The organism is Cupriavidus sp. FW306-01-F10A (genome assembly GCF_058782785.1).
This window is the reverse complement of sequence record NZ_JBYSYA010000004.1, coordinates 322,568-338,239: the sequence shown is the minus strand read 5'-3', so window position 1 is coordinate 338,239 and position 15,672 is coordinate 322,568. Positions and strand designations below refer to the sequence as shown.

Here is a 15,672-nt window from a genome sequence, read left to right as displayed (position 1 = left end):
GGCGCGTAGAATGGCGGATTGTTGCCGCTGTCCGGGCCCCTGACCACCATGATCGAAACTGACAAGCTTGCCGCCCCCGCCCGCGTAATTGCCGCCACCCCCGCCTCGTCGCAGGAGGAGGCGTTCGAGCGCGCGCTGCGGCCCAAGCTGCTGGACGAATATGTCGGCCAGGAAAAGGTGCGCGGGCAGCTCGATATATTCATGCACGCCGCGCGCAACCGGCGCGAGGCGCTGGACCACGTGCTGCTGTTCGGCCCGCCGGGCCTGGGCAAGACCACGCTGGCCCACATCATCGCGCGCGAGATGGGCGTCAACCTGCGCCAGACCTCGGGCCCCGTGCTGGAGCGCCCGGGCGACCTGGCCGCGCTGCTGACCAACCTGGAAGCCAACGACGTGCTGTTCATCGACGAGATCCACCGGCTCTCGCCGGTCGTCGAGGAAATCCTGTACCCGGCGCTCGAGGACTACCAGATCGACATCATGATCGGCGAGGGCCCGGCGGCGCGCTCGGTCAAGCTCGACCTGCAGCCGTTCACGCTGGTGGGCGCCACCACGCGTGCCGGCATGCTGACCAACCCGCTGCGCGACCGCTTCGGCATCGTGGCGCGGCTGGAGTTCTATACCGCCGATGAGCTGGCCCGCATCGTCACGCGCTCGGCGCAGCTGCTGCATGCACGCATCGATCCGCAGGGCGCGCTGGAAATCGCCCGGCGCGCGCGCGGCACGCCCCGTATCGCCAACCGGCTGCTGCGCCGGGTGCGCGACTACGCCGAGGTCAAGGGTGACGGGAACATCACCCGCGCCATGGCCGACGCGGCGCTGGCCATGCTGGACGTGGACAGCGTCGGCTTCGACCTGATGGACCGCAAGCTGCTGGAAGCCGTGCTGCACAAGTTCGGCGGCGGCCCCGTGGGCGTGGACAACCTGGCCGCGGCCATCGGTGAGGAGCGCGACACCATCGAGGACGTGCTCGAGCCCTACCTGATCCAGCAAGGCTACCTGCAGCGCACGCCGCGCGGGCGCGTGGCCACGGCTGCCGCCTACCGGCATTTCGGCCTGGCCAACCCGCAAGGCAGCGGCGCCAGCGAGCTGTTCGGCGACGCCTGACAGGCGAGCTGCAGCGCAGAACTGACGCCTTGGCAGGGCCCCGGCGCAGCACCAATTAAACGTTTTAATTTCGCGCTCCAAATTTTTTCGAAGTGGATTGCTGGCCCGTGGCCGATTGTCCACAATGGCTTTATCGGCACCGGCCCGGTGCTGCGATGGCCGCGCCCCGCCAGGCACGGCACCTTTACAAATACGTCAAGGAAAGCCAATGATTCGCCATTCGTCCAGCCTGCTCGCCGCAGCCCTCGCCGCCACCGCGTTCGCCGCCGGCAGTGCCAACGCCCAGCGCCCGCCGGCGCCAGTCGGCGTGGCCGAAGAGGCGGTCATCAGCGGCAAGATCGTCGATATCGATCCCCAATCCAAGGCCGTGCTGGTCCAGGGCCCGCGCGGCAACGTGGTCGAACTGGTGGCTGGCGACGAAGCCCGCAACTTTGGCCAGATCCGCAAGGGCGACATCCTCACGGTGGCGCGTGGCGCCGCGCTGGTCGCCGCGCTTGAGCCGGTCGACAGCAAGGCCACCGCACTGGCCGAATCGGTCGACCGCACCACGCGCGCCGCCGAGGGCGGCAAGCCCGGCATCATGCGCGAGATCACCACCACAGTGACCGCACAGATCACCAAGGTCGACCCGGCCAAGCGCCTGATCACCTTCCGCGGTCCGCGCGAGACGCTGCGCACCGTGAAAGTGCAGGATCCGGCCATCGACCTGAACGGCATCAAGCAGGGCCAGATGGCCAAGATCGTCTACCGTGAAGTCGTGGCCATTACGGTCAAGGCACCCGCGGCAGCCGCAGCCAACTGAGCCACTGAGCCAGACGCGGTACTTTTCCCATCAGGAGGTTACCTATGAATCGTCGCCACTTTGTTACCCGGGTTGCCGGATCGGGCCTGCTCGTTGCCACCGCAATGGCGGCAGGCTGCACCACCACCGGCACCAGCGCCTCGAAGGACCCGGTCGCCAAGAAGCAGGAAATCGATGCAGGGGTGGACGGAGCGCTGAACCGGCTGTTCTCCGCCAATCCCGGCGCACGCGACCTGGCGCAGCGTGCGCAAGGGGTCCTGGTGTTCCCGCGTGTCATCTCGGCCGGCCTGGTGGTAGGCGGCGAGTACGGCGAGGGTGCGCTGCGATCGAAGGGCGCGACGGTCGGCTACTACAGCACGACGCAGGCCTCGGTCGGGCTGACCGCCGGCGGGCAGTCCAAGGCCGTCATCATCATGTTCATGACCCCGGAGGCCTACAACAAGTTTGTTGCCAGCAAGGGCTGGACCGCCGGCGCCGATGCCAACGTGGCGGTGGCCAAGGTCGGCGCGGACGGCAGGCTCGACACCCTGACCAGCCAGCAGCCGGTGATTGCCTTTGTGCAGACCAATGCCGGCCTGATGTTCGACGTCTCGGTAAACGGCTCCAAGATCAGCAAGCTGGATATCTGACCCGGCTGCGCCGCTCCACCTGAAGTTCCCGGCTTCGGCCGGGAATTTTCATTTCAGGCGGCCGCAGCAACGCTTGCGCACGCCGCGGCAGAATCCGGGGCCCGCTGGCATAATCGCGCCCAAAACACCGCGCGCCAGCGCGTCCGACCGGGAGCCCCCATGTCCGCCATCCCCGCCAGCGCAGGCCCCGCCGGCCGCGTCTACCGTTACTATGACTTCGTCATGGTGGCCTTTGTCACCGTGCTGCTGTGCTCGAACCTGATCGGCGCGGCCAAGGCGGCACAGGTGACGCTGCCCGTGATCGGCACGGTGACCTTCGGCGCCGGCGTGCTGTTCTTCCCGATCTCCTACATCTTCGGCGACGTGTTGACCGAGGTCTACGGCTACGGCCGCGACCGGCGCGTGGTCTGGGCCGGCTTTGCCGCGCTGGCTTTCGCCACCTTCATGAGCCTGGTGGTGCTGAACATGCCGGTCGCGCCCTTCATGGCGGACTACCAGAAAAGCCTGCAGGACGTGTTCGGCAACACCTGGCGGATTGCACTCGGCTCGCTGATCGCCTTCTGCTGCGGCAGCTTCACCAACAGCTACGTGCTGGCCAAGATGAAGCTGTGGACCTCGGGGCGGTGGCTGTGGACGCGCACGATCGGCTCCACGCTGGCCGGGGAGCTGGTCGACTCGTCGCTGTTCTACGTGATCGCCTTCTACGGCATCTGGCCGCTGGAGAAGGTGATCCAGGTGGCAGTGGCGCAGTACGTGCTGAAGACCGGCTGGGAAGTGGTGATGACACCGGTGACGTACAAGGTGGTGGGGTTCCTGAAGCGGGCCGAGAACGAGGATTATTTCGACCGCAATACCGACTTCACCCCGTTCCGCGTCCGCGTGTAGCGCTAAGGCACGCGCCGGTCCACCTCGTCCAGCGCCAGGTTTTCAAGGTGGCTGACATCGCCCCACTGCGCCAGCGTCAGGTGGCTGCTGTCGCTGCGTAGCCGGTTGACGCTGGCATTGAGCAGTTCATGCTGGCGCGGCGCTTCCAGCGTCATGCCGGTGGCCTCGCGGTACAGGCAGTCGAGCACGCCGCCGTGCGCCACCAGTGCGATACGCTCACCGGGATGCCGGCGCGACAGCGCCAGCACCACCTCGACCGCGCGCTCATGGAAGCCCAGCAGCGACTCGCCTTCAGGCGGTGCGTAGTCCGGCACGCGCGCCTGCCAGCGGGCGAAATCCTCGGGCAGGTGCTCGGCCACTTCGGCGTAGGTCTTGCCCTGCAGCGTGCCGTAGCTGCGCTCGCGCAGGCGCGCATCGGGGCGCACCTGCAGCCCGAGCACCTCGGCCAGCGGCGCAGCGGTTTCCATCGCACGCGACAGGTCGCTGGCATAGACCGCATCGATCGGCTCGCCCGCCAGCGCCGTGGCCAGCGCGCGCGCCTGGGCGCGGCCGGTCTCGTTCAGGGGAATGTCGAGCTGGCCCTGCAGCCGGCGCTCCCGGTTCCAGGCCGTTTCGCCGTGGCGGATCACGATCAGGTGGGTATAGGCCAGCGAATGCGGCCCGGGGCTTTGCGACATGCCGTTTCCTTCGGGATTTCCTTGAGGCCGGCGCCGCGCGGCTGGCGCGGCGCCGGCCAGGCGTTATTTCGCCAGATTAGGGTTCAGCGTATAGGTGCCGGTGAGGCTGGCCTGCGCCAGCACATGGCCCTGGATCGCCTCGCGCACCTGCGCGCCGGTGAAGGTGCCATCGAGCGGCAGCCGGTCGATGTCCAGCGCATACAGCGTGAACACGTAGTGGTGCAGCAGCGTGTCGTTCCACGGGGGGCACGGGCCGTCATAGCCGTAGTAGTCGCCTTTCATGTCGGCATCGCCGGCGAACCAGCCGGTGTAGTCGTTGATGCCGTGGCGCAGGCCGCCCGCGGTGGCGGTGCCGCCGGTGGCTTCGGGGCCCGGCTTGCCGCGCGCGATCACGCCGTCGCTGTGCGAGCCCGCCGCGATCGAGGTCAGCCCCGGCGGGATGTCGACCAGCACCCAGTGGAAGAAGTCCACGCGCGGCAGCGCGGCCGGCACTTCGCGGCCTTCCTGGTTGACGTCGTCGCCCTTGCTGGGGACGTCGCGGTCGTGGCAGATCAGCACGAACGAGCGCGTCTCGGCCGGGGCGTCTTCCCAGCGCAGGTCGGGATTGCGGTTGTTCGACAGGGCCACGTGGGCAGCGGCGTCGGGCACGCAGAAGGCGAACTCGCCGGGAATCGGCGCGTTGTCGTTGAAGGACTTGCTCCAGAGTTTCATTTGTCTCTCCTGTCTTGATGCCGCGCCGGAGCGCGGCAGCTTGAAATCTGTTCAGGCCGGCGGCACCCGCAGCCAGAAGGTGACCGGGCCGTCGTTGACCAGGCTGACCTGCATCATCGCGCCGAACTCGCCGGTCTGCACTTGCGGATGGGCGGCGCGCGCCTGCGCCACGAAATGCTCGTACAGGCGCCGGCCGTCCTCGGGCGATGCCGCGGGCGTGAAACTCGGCCGCGTGCCGCTGTTGGTATCGGCCGCCAGCGTAAACTGCGACACCACCAGCAGCCCGCCGGCGTTGCCGTTGCCGTCCATGTTCTGCACCGGCAGGTTCATCTTGCCGGCCGCATCGGAAAACACCCGGTACGACAGCATCTTGGCCAGCAGCCGCTCGGCCTGCGCCTCGGTGTCGCCGCGCTCGGCGCAGACCAGCGCCAGCAGGCCGGCGCCGATTTCACCGGTGGTGCGGCCTTCGACCGTGACGCGGGCCTGGGCCACCCGCTGGATCAGCGCGATCATCCCGGCCGCCTCAGGCCAGCGTCACGCGCGCGAAGCGGCGCTTGCCGACCTGCACGACATAGGTGCCCGCCGCCACCCTGGTGGCCTTGTCGCTGACCGTGGCGCCGTCGATCTTGACGCCGCCCTGCTCGATATTGCGGTTGGCTTCCGAGGTGGACGGCACCAGGTTGGCCTGCTTGAGCAGCTGCGCGATGCCCAGCGGCGCGCCAGTCAGACTCACTGCCGGGATATCGTCCGGCACGCCGCCGCGGGCGCGGTGGTTGAAATCTTCCAGCGCCTTCTCGGCATCGGCCTGGCTGTGGAAGCGCGCCACGATCTCCTGCGCCAGCAGCACCTTGCAGTCGCGCGGATTGCGGCCCAGCGCGATTTCCTGCTTCATCAGCTCGATCTCGGCCAGCGGGCGGAACGACAGCAGCGTGTAGTACTGCCACATCAGGTCGTCCGAGATGCTCATCAGCTTGCCGAACATCTCGTTGGGCGCCTCGGTCACGCCGACGTAGTTGCCCTTTGACTTGGACATCTTCTCGACGCCGTCCAGGCCAACCAGCAGCGGCATGGTCAGGATGCATTGCGGCTCCTGGCCGTATTCCTTCTGCAGCTCGCGCCCGACCAGCAGGTTGAACTTCTGGTCGGTGCCGCCGAGCTCCAGGTCTGACTTGAGCGCGACCGAGTCATAGCCCTGCATCAGCGGGTAGAGGAACTCATGCACGGAGATCGGAATCCCGGAGCGGAAACGCTTGGTGAAGTCGTCGCGCTCCATCATGCGCGCCACGGTGTACTTGGCCGCCAGCTGGATCATGCCGCGCGCGCCCAGCGGATCGCACCACTCGCTGTTGTAGCGGATTTCGGTGCGGGCCGGGTCCAGCACCAGGCTGGCCTGGCGGTAGTAGGTCTGGGCGTTGGCCTCGATCTGCTCGCGCGTGAGCGGCGGGCGCGTGCTGTTGCGGCCCGACGGATCGCCGATGGTCGAGGTGAAGTCGCCGATCAGGAAGATCACCTGGTGGCCGAGGTCCTGCAGCTGGCGCAGCTTGTTCAGCACCACGGTGTGGCCGATATGGATGTCGGGCGCGGTCGGATCCAGGCCCAGCTTGATGCGCAGCGGCACGCCGGTGGCCTCGCTGCGCGCCAGCTTCTGCGCCCACTCGGATTCGATCAGCAGTTCGTCGCAGCCTCGCCTGGAGACTTCCAGGGCCTGCATCACCGACGGCGTCAGGGGGTATTTGGCCGTGGGGCCCGTGGCAACTTCAGTCATGACGTAAGTCTTTGAAATACTTGAAATTTTAGGAAATTTCCTGACAGCCGCCAGGGCCGGATTTTGGTATAATCCCCGATTCCCGGCGCCTACGGAAGCCTTTCCAGTGCGCTACCCGCCACTTTATGCAGCAATGCAGGCGGCCAAATAACAGTGAAGAGCCCGCGCCGCACCTCGGGGGAGGAAGGCAGACGAGACACATCGTCCCCGGCAGCGGTGCTCAGACCAAGGTTGAATTTTACGTGATGTGGTCCAGACTCCGCGAAGTTTTCGCGCGTGAGCTGGTGGTTCTTGTCGATCCGACCAACCCCCAGCACGCGCGGCGGCGCAAACAACTGACGGCCTCGGTGGGCGCAATCTTCACGCTCGGCATGGCCGCGGCGATGGGCGTTGCGCCGCGCAGCGCCTTTGACGATCCGCTCGCACCGCGCACGCAGCAGGCGCTGCGCATGCCCGACGTGCGCGAGCAACTTGAACAGCTTACCGACAGCCAGGCCGTCTACGTGCGCGAAGAACGCATGCAGCGCGGCGACACCATCGCCAGCCTGCTCAAGCGGCTGGGCGTGGACGATGCCGATGCGCAGGCGTTCATTGTCAAGAACCCGACCGCGCGCGGCCTGTTCAACCTGAACCCGGGCCAGGCGGTGCAGGCGGAGATCGACGAAAGCAACACGCTGGTGTCGCTGCAGGCCAACCTGGGCGGCGACGCAGCCGCCTCGCGCGAGCTGGTGATCGAGCGCGTGCGCGCGGCCAGCGACAACACCGCCGCCACCTACAAGGCCAAGGTGCAGCGCGTCGACAATGACGTGCACTACGAGATGGCCTCGGGCGCGATTTCCGCGGGCGGCTTCTTCAAGGCCATGGACGCGGCCAACGTGCCCGACGAAGTCGTGCAGCAGATGCTGTCGATCTTCTCCGGCGTGATCGACTTCCACCACGACATCGCCAGCGGCGACCGCTTCCGCATCATCTACGAAGCGGGCTTCCGCGACGGCACCTTCGTGCGCAACGGCCGCGTGGTCGCACTGGAGCTGATCAACCGCAACCAGCTGCACCAGGCGCTGTGGTTCGCGCCCGAAGACAGCAAGGACGGCGGCGCCTACTACACCTTCGACGGGCGCAGCATGAAGCGGCCGTTCCTGCGTTCGCCGGTGGAATTCTCGCGCGTGTCGTCGGGCTTCGGCGGCCGCGAGCATCCGCTGCATCATGACTGGGCGCAGCACAAGGGCGTGGACTTCGCCGCCCCGACCGGCACCAAGGTGCTGGCCACCGGCGACGGCGTGGTCGAGTTCGTGGGCCAGCAGAACGGCTACGGCAATATCGTCATCCTGAACCATGCCAACGGCTACTCGACCTACTACGCGCACCTGTCCGGCTTTGCCGGCATGCGCCAGGGCCAGCCGGTGCGCCAGGGCCAGCTGATCGGCTATGTCGGCTCGACCGGCTGGGCCACCGGCCCGCACCTGCACTATGAGTTCCGCTTCAACGACGTGCCGCAGAACCCGCTGACCATCACGCTGATGGAATCGCCGACGCTGACCGGCAAGTCGCGCCAGGAATTCCTGACCTACACCAGCGGGCTGCTCAGCCGCATCAATGCGCTGCGCACCTACAACGTGCTGACCGCCTCCAACTGACCGCGCCCATCGTGACCCAGCCCGTGACTGTCAGCGAACGCTATATCGGCATCATGTCCGGCACCAGCATGGACGGTGCCGACGCGGTGCTGGTGGATTTCAGCGGTGCGCGGCCCGCCGTGCTGGCGGCCGCCAGCCAGCCCTTCCCCGACACGCTGCGCGCGGCCTTTGCCGCCCTGCAGCAGCCGGGCGAGGACGAGATCCATCGCGAGGCGCTGGCAGCCAATGCGCTGGCGCAAGTCTACGCCGGCTGCGTGGCGACACTGCTGAGCGAGGCCCAGGTCGACGCGGCCGCGGTGGCCGCCATCGGCGCCCACGGCCAGACTATCCGCCACCGGCCGGGCCTGTACGACGGCATCGGCTACACCCGCCAGAGCCAGCATCCGGCGCGGCTGGCCGAGCTGGCGGGCATCGACGTGGTGGCGGACTTCCGCAGCCGCGACCTCGCCGCCGGCGGCCAGGGCGCGCCGCTGGTGCCGGCGCTGCACCATGCGCTGTTCCGCAGCGACACCGAAACCCGCGTTGCCTGCAATATCGGCGGCATCTCCAATATCAGCATCCTGCCCGCGGCAGGCGGCGCCGTCAGCGGCTTCGACTGTGGCCCGGGCAATGCGCTGCTCGACTACTGGATCGGCCGCCACCGCCAGCTTCCCTTCGACAGCAACGGCGACTGGGCCGCCAGCGGGCGTGTCGACGCCGCACTGCTGGCGCAGTGCCTGGCCGAGCCCTACTTCAGCGCGGCGCCGCCCAAGAGCACCGGGCGCGACCTGTTCCATCCGGGCTGGCTCGAAGCCCGGCTTGCCTCGTTCCAGCACCTCACGCCTGCCGCTGTGCAGGCGACGCTGGCGGCGCTGACGGCCGAGGCCATCGCGCGCGACGTGCGCACCCATGCGCCCGATGCGCGCCGCCTGATCGTCTGCGGCGGCGGCGCCCGCAATGCGTTCGTGATGGCACGGCTGGCGCAGGCATTGCCCGGCGTGGCCATCGAGACCTCGGAAGACTATGGCGTGCCGGTGTCGCAGGTCGAAGCGATCGCCTTTGCCTGGCTGGCACGCCAGTGCCTGCTGCGCCTGCCCGGCAACGTGCCCACCGTGACCGGCGCCGCCGGGCCGCGCGTGCTGGGCGCGATCTATCCGCGCTAGGGCAGGCGCATCGCGCCGCCCGCCTCCACCCAATCCATGAACGCCTGCGCCAGCGGCGAGGCCCGCATGGCCGGCGAGCGCGCCAGCACCACGCGCTGCGGCGTCACTGGCTCGCGCAGCGGCAGGCAGGCGATTGGCACGCCGTCGTAGCTTTGGTCGCCGGCCGGGCGCGTGCACGACAGCGCCACGCCATAGCCGTGCGCCACCAGTCCGCGCTGCATCTCGAAGGTCTGCGTGTACTGGTGCAGCACCGGGTGCAGGCCATGCGCCCAGAACAGCGACAGGAAGTACTCGCGCGTTTGCGGGATGTCCTCGAGGATCAGCCGTTCGCCGGCCAGGTCGGCCAGGCTCACATCGGTGCCGCTTGCCAGCGGATGGCCGGCGGGCAGCAGCGCATAGGGTGCCAGTTCCGCCAGCGTGCGGCGCTCGGTGCGGGCATCGAGCCCCAGTTCATAGGTCAGCGCCAGTTCGGCCTTGCCCGCCTGCAGCGTGCGGTGGACGGTGGCCAGGTCGGCCTCGAACAAGGTCACCGAAATGCCCGGATGGTGCCGGCGCAGCCCCGCCAGCAGGCGTGGCGCAAAGTACGGCCCAAGGTCCTGGAAGCAGGTCAGCGAGAGCTGGCCGATCAGCCCCCGGCCGGTGGCGTCGTCCACGGTGAGGCCGGCCGCCAGCGCGAGGATGTCTCGCGCCCGCCCCAGCAGGCGCTGCCCTGCCGGCGTCAGGGACAGCCCGCGGCTGACCTGGCGCTTGAACAGAGGCTCCCCCAGGGTGTCTTCCAGCTGCGCGATCGCGGTGGAAACAGAAGGCTGCGACACATGGCGCGCACGAGCCGCCGCGCTGATGCTGCCGTGCTCGGCTGCAGCGACAAAGTATTCGAGCTGGCGGAAGGAGAAGGGAATCATGATTTCCTATATCGCAACATAGGAAATATATGCTTTTCCTATCCACTATGCATGGCGATACTGGGCACATCGCCCCCCACACAAGATCGCCATGAACATCACCCAGGAACAGATCGACACCTACCAGCGCGACGGCGTGCTGGTGCTGCGCGGCGCCTTCACCGACTGGGTCGAACGGCTGCGCGACGGCTTTGCGCAGAACCTGGCCGAGCCCGGTCCCTTCGCCATCGAGAACGTAAGGCCCGGCGAAAGCGGGCGCTTCTTCGAGGACTACTGCAACTGGCAGCGCATTGCGCCGTTCGATGACTTTATCCGCCAGTCGCTGGCGGCCGCCATTGCCGGGCGCATCATGCAGTCACAGGCGGTGCAGGTGTTCCACGAACACATCCTGGTCAAGGAGCCCGGCACGGCCAAGCCCACGCCGTGGCACCAGGACCTGCCCTATTACTGTGTCGACGGCACCCAGACCGCGAGCTACTGGATCCCGCTGGATCCGGTGACGCAGGCCAACACCCTGCGCGTGGTGGCTGGCTCGCACCGCTGGCCGCGGCTGGTGCGGCCCAAGCGCTGGGCCAGCAACGAGAACTTCTATGGGGGCGACGATGCCTTCATGGAGATGCCGGACGTGGAGGATGGCAGCCACACCCTGCTCGCCCCCGAACTTGAGCCAGGCGATGCCGTGGTGTTCGACTTCCGCACCGTGCACGGCGCCGCCGGCAATACCGGCACCGGGCGCCGGCGCGCGTTCTCGGCGCGCTTCCTGGGCGACGACGTGCGCTTCATGCAGCGGCCCGGGCGCACTTCGCCGCCCTTCCCCGGCATCGATCAGCAGACCGGCGAGCGCATGCGCGAAGACTGGTTTCCCGTGGTCTGGCGCGCCGCGCAGTAAGCCATCGCGGAAAAGAAAAAACGCACCCGAAGGTGCGTTTTTTTGGGGACCGGTGCCAGTCAGACCGAGAACGACGAGCCGCAACCGCAGGTGGTCGAGGCATTCGGGTTCTTGATCACGAACTGCGCGCCGTTGATGTCTTCCTTGTAGTCGATCTCGGCGCCGACCAGGTACTGGTAGCTCATCGAGTCGATCAGCAGGGTGACGCCGTTCTTGACCATGGTGGTGTCGTCTTCGTTGACTTCCTCATCGAAGGTGAAGCCATACTGGAAGCCGGAGCAGCCGCCGCCCTGCACGAACACGCGCAGTTTCAGTTCGGCATTGCCCTCTTCCTCGATCAACTGCTTGACCTTGTCGGCGGCGCTGTCGGTAAAGACGAACGGTGCCGGCACGTCCTCGGTAACGGGTGCCTCTGCGACTGCGTTCATGGGGTGTTCTCCTGTTTAGATACGCCTGTATTCTAAGCGCTACTGGAAGATCGTGCCGAAACCCTGTGCTTTCAAGGGGTTCCCGGCATGGCGGATGCCGCTCAGGCGGCCTTTTCAGTGGGATGGGCGTCGGCAGCGGGGGTTGTGTGGTCCGTGGCACCAGCCTCGTCCGCCGCTTCCGTCACTTCAGCCGCAGGCGCGGCCTCGACCAGGTTCGGCAGCGCCTTGACCTCGCCTTGCAGCAGCGGCATCAGGCGGCCTTCGACCAGCGCACCCTGGTGCATTTCGAGCGCCGCATAGCGCACGTCGCCCAGCACGCGGGCATGCGGCTGCAGTTCGAGCAGGTCGGTGGCCTGCACCGGGCCCTTGACGGTGCCGTTGAGCACCAGGTGGCCGACGCTGATCTCGCCCTCGACCATGCCTTTTTCGCTGACCACCAGCATGCTCGGCTTGCCCGGCGCCGCGGTGACGTTTCCGCGCACGCGGCCGTCCAGGCGCAGGCCGCCAGCAAACACCAGGTCGCCGTCGATGGCGGTGTCTTCGCCGATCAGCGTATCGATCGAAAGGCCCTTCTTTTTCGAAAACAGCATCACTCTCACTCCTCTCTCGTTCGTGCCGACCCCTCCGGCCGTGGCGCATTCGCGCCGGCAAGCAGCACTTGCCGATGGCGACAGGGCGTGATTGTAGCCGCGCGCAGCCCATACCCCACAAAAGTATGGCTGCCCCATCGCTTTTTCGGCAGGCCAGAGTATTTTCGTACCCCTGCGGGCGAAAAAAAACCGCACGGCCAGCGTGCGGTTTTTTGGTCTCGCAAGATCCGGCAGTACCGGACCCGCGAAAACGCATCAGCGCTTCGAGAACTGCTTGCGACGACGCGCCTTGTGGAAGCCGACCTTCTTACGTTCGACTTCACGTGCATCGCGCGTGACGTAGCCAGCCTTCGACAGGGCCGACTTCAGGGTCGCATCGTAGTCGATCAGGGCGCGGGTGATGCCGTGGCGCACTGCGCCGGCCTGGCCGGTTTCGCCACCGCCGGTCACGTTGACCTTGATGTCGAACGTTTCAGCGTGAGCGGTCAGTTCCAGGGGCTGGCGCACGATCATCAGCGAGGTTTCGCGAGCGAAATACTCTTTGATGGGCTTGCCGTTGACGATGATGTCGCCCTTGCCCGACTTGATGAAGACACGAGCCACAGCGCTCTTGCGGCGGCCAGTACCGTAATTCCAGTTACCGATCATGGATTGGCCTCCTTAGATTTCCAGCGCCTTGGGCTGCTGCGCTTCATGCGGATGCTCGGCTTCGGCGTAAACCTTCAGCTTCTTGATCATCGCATAGCCCAGCGGACCCTTCGGCAGCATGCCCTTCACAGCCTTTTCCAGGGCACGGCCCGGGAAACGCTGCTGCATCTTGCCGAACGTCGTTTCGTAGATACCGCCCGGGTAGCCCGAATGGCGATAGTACTTCTTGTCCGTTTCCTTGGTACCCGTGACACGCAGCTTGGCTGCATTGACGATGATGATGTAATCACCCGTGTCGACGTGCGGAGTGAATTCCGGCTTGTGCTTGCCGCGCAGACGGCGTGCCACTTCGCTGGCGACACGGCCGAGGACTTTGTCCGTCGCGTCAATCACGTACCAGTCGCGCTTTACCTCATGAGGCTTGGCGGAAAAGGTCTTCATGATTTTTCCTGACTATTAGTTCGTACCCGAAATCCGACTCGCGAAGGCTTGTGCTCGCCCCTGCAAGTCTTGTGGCTGGCCCGTGAAGGCTGGCCTGATCCTGCTCTTTCTTCCGCGGGTATGACGGAAAGCCTTCCATTATACTGGCGGCTGCCGGAACCGCACAAGCAAAGACTGACCTTTTCGTCAAGGTTGCCGCCATGGCGGGACCAAACCAGGGCAGCGTCGCGCACTTGTCAGTGCTTAGCGCACCAGAACGCAGGGGCGAAAAAAAACCCAAGCGGTTGAGCTTGGGTTTGAATCCACCAAAGGAGGAGGGTGGAGGAGACACTGGGAGATCGACGGAGGGACTGGCGGGCGGTGCGGCTTGCCCTGGAGCTTCGCTTTCGCACTCTGGCGCGCTGTCAGTGCCGTCGTTCAATGATTCAAATTATACATGGGGTTTTCCCCAGTGCAAGGGGAATTTGCACTGCGAAATGCAATTTCGTATTGCGGAAAGAAGAACGTGGCGCACCAGGCAGGATATTTCATTTAAAAATCAATGGTTTATGCAAAATCAAGGCATGTCATTGAGCTGTCATACTAGAGGAAACCCTCAGATTTCGTAGGGATATGGGCGTCAGCAGCCCAAGCTTGGCGATGCCATATACTGAGAATTGCAAGATTCGTGATCATGCGCTTGTGATCGGAAGCACACAATATAAACGACAGGAACGAACAAAATGGAATGCAAAGTGACATGGATGGGTGCCGACGGCATGAGCTTCGTGGCCCAGACCGGCAGCGGCCATATCGTGGCGATGGACGGTGCGCCCGAGGGCGGCGGCCATAACCTGGCGCCGCGGCCGATGGAAATGGTACTGCTCGGCACCGGCGGCTGCACCGCCTACGACGTGGTGCTGATCCTCAAGCGCGGCCGCCAGGACGTCTCCGGCTGCAGCGTGCAGCTGCAGGCCGAGCGCGCCGGCGAGGACCCCAAGGTCTTCACCCGCATCAACTTCCATTTTGTGGTGACCGGCAAGAATCTCAACCCCGCCACGGTCGAGCGTGCCATCAAGCTGTCGCACGAAAAGTACTGCTCGGCGTCGATCATGCTGGCCAAGACGGCCGAGATCACGCACACGATGGAAATCGTCGAAGCCTGAAGGGAAGATGCAGACCCGGTACGCCGTGGTGGCGCCGGGTCATGCCGGAAGAAGAAGCAAAGCAGGCCGATAAGCCGGATTCTGTGCGCCCCGCCCGCCTTGCGGCAAACGGTGCGTGACAACCATTCCTCTAGGCCGGCTGTTACCAGCCGGCTCCAGCTCCCTACCCGCAGACTCAGCGGGCCGCTTCATCGCCTGCCTATTTGGGATTGCTCCAGGTGGAGGTTACCGCGTTTCACCCTTCCCGCCGGGCGAACCCGGCGGCAAGACTCGTCTCTGTGGCCCTATTCCGCACGTTGCCGTGGATGGCTGTTAGCCAACACCCTGCCCTGTGGAGTCCGGACTTTCCTCCCCCTGCACCTTGCGGTGCAGGCAGCGGTTGCCTGGCCTGCTTTGCGGCCCGCAGTCTAACACCGATTGGCGGCGCCTTCAGCCAGAGCGACGTCCCGGCCGGAATACCGCGGTATCGGCATAGAAGCCAGGTTCGGCGTTATCGCTGCACCAGCCCGGAATGCCCATCACCGGCAGCGGCGCAAAACTGCGCCCGCCGCGCAGCGCGCCAGCCTGGGCCGCAGCGGCAAGGGATTGCGCCAGCATGGCGTCCAGCGACGGGCCTGCCGCCTGCTGCGGCGCCAGCGGCAGCACCCATGCATGGGCAGTGACCGACTTGTACGGCTGCACCAGTTTTTCGAGTAGCGCATGGCCGAACGGCACCACCGTGCAGGCCCTGCCCCACGCCGGCCTGGATTCGACCAGCAGGCGCTGCCACGCAAACCCCTTGAGCGCATCCGCCAGGTCCCGGTCGGTGCTGACAAACAGCACCGCGTTCTCGTCGAACAGGGTCGCCGCATCGCGCACGCCGCCGCGCGTGGTCTGCACGCCATCGCGCGCGATGACCTCGGCCTGGATCTGGTTGAGCACGCGCTTGGCCTGCGGGAAATGCAGCCAGGTCAGCGCGTTGAAGAAATCGTGGAGATTGTCGCGGGTCGGGATCTCGCCGGTGGCATGGATATGCGCCTCATAGGCGCTGCCTTCCGGCAAGGCATGCTGGGCGATGAAACGCAGCGGCAGGCCGCGGGCATTGCACAGGCGGAGTTGGGCTGCATACGCGCTTAGCAGCGCGCGCAGATCGGCGCCGCCCTGCACCGCCGCAGCGAGCGCGGCACCCTGCGCAGCAAACGGCTGGAACCACGGCCGGGACCAGTCGATCCCGGCCAGCGCGGCGACGAAGCGCTCGTCGCCCGCTTGCACCTGCATGGGCAAGGCCGCAGCAG

18 protein-coding genes and 1 other RNA gene are annotated in these 15,672 nt (G+C 66.3%); 8 read left to right on the top strand and 11 right to left on the bottom strand.

What is annotated here, in order from left to right:
* Window positions 1-48: 48 nt before the first annotated feature.
* The 4 genes from ruvB to AC3WLF_RS08820 all read left to right on the top strand — a co-directional run bounded on the left by ruvB (window position 49) and on the right by AC3WLF_RS08820 (window position 3,423).
* Window positions 49-1,107: a Holliday junction branch migration DNA helicase RuvB gene (gene ruvB / locus AC3WLF_RS08835; RefSeq protein WP_010813892.1), complete on the top strand. Its 1,059-nt coding sequence runs from the start codon at window positions 49-51 to the stop codon at window positions 1,105-1,107.
* Window positions 1,108-1,315: 208 nt separating this feature from the next.
* Window positions 1,316-1,909: a hypothetical protein gene (locus tag AC3WLF_RS08830; RefSeq protein WP_492317677.1), complete on the top strand. Its 594-nt coding sequence runs from the start codon at window positions 1,316-1,318 to the stop codon at window positions 1,907-1,909.
* 44 nt (window positions 1,910-1,953) lie between these two features.
* On the top strand, window positions 1,954-2,538 hold the full coding sequence (locus AC3WLF_RS08825; RefSeq protein WP_010813894.1) for a BPSL1445 family SYLF domain-containing lipoprotein: 585 nt from the start codon (window positions 1,954-1,956) through the stop codon (window positions 2,536-2,538).
* Between the two features lie 159 nt (window positions 2,539-2,697).
* A complete protein-coding gene (locus AC3WLF_RS08820; RefSeq protein WP_010813895.1) occupies window positions 2,698-3,423 on the top strand; it encodes a queuosine precursor transporter in 726 nt (241 codons plus the stop codon).
* Between the two features lie 2 nt (window positions 3,424-3,425).
* Here AC3WLF_RS08820 and AC3WLF_RS08815 read toward each other — a convergent pair whose 3' ends face one another.
* The 4 genes from AC3WLF_RS08815 to tyrS all read right to left on the bottom strand — a co-directional run bounded on the left by AC3WLF_RS08815 (window position 3,426) and on the right by tyrS (window position 6,576).
* Window positions 3,426-4,100, bottom strand: a complete 675-nt coding sequence (locus AC3WLF_RS08815) for a histidine phosphatase family protein (RefSeq protein ID WP_010813896.1) — start codon at window positions 4,098-4,100, stop codon at window positions 3,426-3,428.
* A 63-nt stretch (window positions 4,101-4,163) separates the two neighbouring features.
* The gene (locus AC3WLF_RS08810; RefSeq protein ID WP_010813897.1) at window positions 4,164-4,811 is read right to left on the bottom strand and encodes a YbhB/YbcL family Raf kinase inhibitor-like protein; all 648 of its coding nucleotides are present in this window, start codon (window positions 4,809-4,811) and stop codon (window positions 4,164-4,166) included.
* Between the two features lie 51 nt (window positions 4,812-4,862).
* Window positions 4,863-5,324 (bottom strand): D-aminoacyl-tRNA deacylase, encoded by a 462-nt coding sequence (gene dtd, locus AC3WLF_RS08805; RefSeq protein WP_010813898.1) that lies wholly within the window; start codon window positions 5,322-5,324, stop codon window positions 4,863-4,865.
* 10 nt (window positions 5,325-5,334) lie between these two features.
* Window positions 5,335-6,576 (bottom strand): tyrosine--tRNA ligase, encoded by a 1,242-nt coding sequence (gene tyrS / locus AC3WLF_RS08800; RefSeq protein ID WP_492317678.1) that lies wholly within the window; start codon window positions 6,574-6,576, stop codon window positions 5,335-5,337.
* Between the two features lie 245 nt (window positions 6,577-6,821).
* Between tyrS and AC3WLF_RS08795 the strand changes: the two genes are divergently transcribed.
* Window positions 6,822-8,213, top strand: coding sequence for a M23 family metallopeptidase (locus AC3WLF_RS08795; protein WP_011614541.1), 1,392 nt, complete (start codon window positions 6,822-6,824; stop codon window positions 8,211-8,213).
* Window positions 8,214-8,224: 11 nt separating this feature from the next.
* Window positions 8,225-9,355: an anhydro-N-acetylmuramic acid kinase gene (locus AC3WLF_RS08790; RefSeq protein WP_492358091.1), complete on the top strand. Its 1,131-nt coding sequence runs from the start codon at window positions 8,225-8,227 to the stop codon at window positions 9,353-9,355.
* Here AC3WLF_RS08790 and AC3WLF_RS08785 read toward each other — a convergent pair.
* Window positions 9,352-10,257 carry a LysR substrate-binding domain-containing protein gene (locus AC3WLF_RS08785; RefSeq protein ID WP_492317681.1) on the bottom strand — a complete coding sequence of 302 codons (906 nt, stop codon included), beginning with the start codon at window positions 10,255-10,257 and terminating at the stop codon, window positions 9,352-9,354. The genes AC3WLF_RS08790 and AC3WLF_RS08785 overlap by 4 nt on opposite strands.
* A 91-nt stretch (window positions 10,258-10,348) precedes the next feature.
* Between AC3WLF_RS08785 and AC3WLF_RS08780 the strand changes: the two genes are divergently transcribed.
* Entirely contained in the window at window positions 10,349-11,146 is a 798-nt protein-coding gene (locus AC3WLF_RS08780) for a phytanoyl-CoA dioxygenase family protein (protein ID WP_492317682.1), read from the top strand.
* A 59-nt stretch (window positions 11,147-11,205) separates the two neighbouring features.
* Here AC3WLF_RS08780 and erpA read toward each other — a convergent pair whose 3' ends face one another.
* From erpA to rplM, 4 genes are all read right to left on the bottom strand, one after another.
* Window positions 11,206-11,574, bottom strand: a complete 369-nt coding sequence (gene erpA, locus AC3WLF_RS08775) for an iron-sulfur cluster insertion protein ErpA (protein WP_010813904.1) — start codon at window positions 11,572-11,574, stop codon at window positions 11,206-11,208.
* Between the two features lie 101 nt (window positions 11,575-11,675).
* The gene (locus tag AC3WLF_RS08770) at window positions 11,676-12,164 is read right to left on the bottom strand and encodes a bactofilin family protein (protein WP_492358090.1); all 489 of its coding nucleotides are present in this window, start codon (window positions 12,162-12,164) and stop codon (window positions 11,676-11,678) included.
* A gap of 255 nt (window positions 12,165-12,419) precedes the next feature.
* On the bottom strand, window positions 12,420-12,812 hold the full coding sequence (gene rpsI / locus AC3WLF_RS08765) for a 30S ribosomal protein S9 (protein ID WP_010813906.1): 393 nt from the start codon (window positions 12,810-12,812) through the stop codon (window positions 12,420-12,422).
* Between the two features lie 12 nt (window positions 12,813-12,824).
* Entirely contained in the window at window positions 12,825-13,253 is a 429-nt protein-coding gene (gene rplM / locus AC3WLF_RS08760) for a 50S ribosomal protein L13 (protein ID WP_010813907.1), read from the bottom strand.
* A 722-nt stretch (window positions 13,254-13,975) separates the two neighbouring features.
* On the opposite strand from rplM, the gene AC3WLF_RS08755 reads away from it, so the two are divergent.
* Window positions 13,976-14,398, top strand: a complete 423-nt coding sequence (locus AC3WLF_RS08755; RefSeq protein WP_492319063.1) for an OsmC family protein — start codon at window positions 13,976-13,978, stop codon at window positions 14,396-14,398.
* A 54-nt stretch (window positions 14,399-14,452) separates the two neighbouring features.
* Here the strand turns inward: AC3WLF_RS08755 and rnpB are convergent.
* An RNA gene (gene rnpB / locus AC3WLF_RS08750) (RNase P RNA component class A) lies at window positions 14,453-14,793 on the bottom strand.
* 34 nt (window positions 14,794-14,827) lie between these two features.
* On the bottom strand, window positions 14,828-15,655 hold the full coding sequence (locus tag AC3WLF_RS08745) for a DUF3025 domain-containing protein (protein ID WP_492358089.1): 828 nt from the start codon (window positions 15,653-15,655) through the stop codon (window positions 14,828-14,830).
* Window positions 15,656-15,672 lie beyond the last annotated feature (17 nt).

Excerpts from the sequence above, each read along its gene's own strand:
- AC3WLF_RS08815 (WP_010813896.1), bottom strand. The coding sequence starts at position 4,100 with ATGTCGCAAAGCCCCGGGCCGCATTCGCTGGCCTATACCCACCTGATC.
- erpA (WP_010813904.1), bottom strand. The coding sequence starts at position 11,574 with ATGAACGCAGTCGCAGAGGCACCCGTTACCGAGGACGTGCCGGCACCG.
- ruvB (WP_010813892.1), top strand. The coding sequence starts at position 49 with ATGATCGAAACTGACAAGCTTGCCGCCCCCGCCCGCGTAATTGCCGCC.
- rpsI (WP_010813906.1), bottom strand. The coding sequence starts at position 12,812 with ATGATCGGTAACTGGAATTACGGTACTGGCCGCCGCAAGAGCGCTGTG.
- AC3WLF_RS08785 (WP_492317681.1), bottom strand. The coding sequence starts at position 10,257 with ATGATTCCCTTCTCCTTCCGCCAGCTCGAATACTTTGTCGCTGCAGCC.
- AC3WLF_RS08780 (WP_492317682.1), top strand. The coding sequence starts at position 10,349 with ATGAACATCACCCAGGAACAGATCGACACCTACCAGCGCGACGGCGTG.
- dtd (WP_010813898.1), bottom strand. The coding sequence starts at position 5,324 with ATGATCGCGCTGATCCAGCGGGTGGCCCAGGCCCGCGTCACGGTCGAA.
- AC3WLF_RS08745 (WP_492358089.1), bottom strand. The coding sequence starts at position 15,655 with ATGCAGGTGCAAGCGGGCGACGAGCGCTTCGTCGCCGCGCTGGCCGGG.
- rplM (WP_010813907.1), bottom strand. The coding sequence starts at position 13,253 with ATGAAGACCTTTTCCGCCAAGCCTCATGAGGTAAAGCGCGACTGGTAC.
- AC3WLF_RS08795 (WP_011614541.1), top strand. The coding sequence starts at position 6,822 with ATGTGGTCCAGACTCCGCGAAGTTTTCGCGCGTGAGCTGGTGGTTCTT.
- tyrS (WP_492317678.1), bottom strand. The coding sequence starts at position 6,576 with ATGACTGAAGTTGCCACGGGCCCCACGGCCAAATACCCCCTGACGCCG.
- AC3WLF_RS08820 (WP_010813895.1), top strand. The coding sequence starts at position 2,698 with ATGTCCGCCATCCCCGCCAGCGCAGGCCCCGCCGGCCGCGTCTACCGT.
- AC3WLF_RS08810 (WP_010813897.1), bottom strand. The coding sequence starts at position 4,811 with ATGAAACTCTGGAGCAAGTCCTTCAACGACAACGCGCCGATTCCCGGC.
- AC3WLF_RS08830 (WP_492317677.1), top strand. The coding sequence starts at position 1,316 with ATGATTCGCCATTCGTCCAGCCTGCTCGCCGCAGCCCTCGCCGCCACC.
- AC3WLF_RS08770 (WP_492358090.1), bottom strand. The coding sequence starts at position 12,164 with ATGCTGTTTTCGAAAAAGAAGGGCCTTTCGATCGATACGCTGATCGGC.
- AC3WLF_RS08755 (WP_492319063.1), top strand. The coding sequence starts at position 13,976 with ATGGAATGCAAAGTGACATGGATGGGTGCCGACGGCATGAGCTTCGTG.
- AC3WLF_RS08825 (WP_010813894.1), top strand. The coding sequence starts at position 1,954 with ATGAATCGTCGCCACTTTGTTACCCGGGTTGCCGGATCGGGCCTGCTC.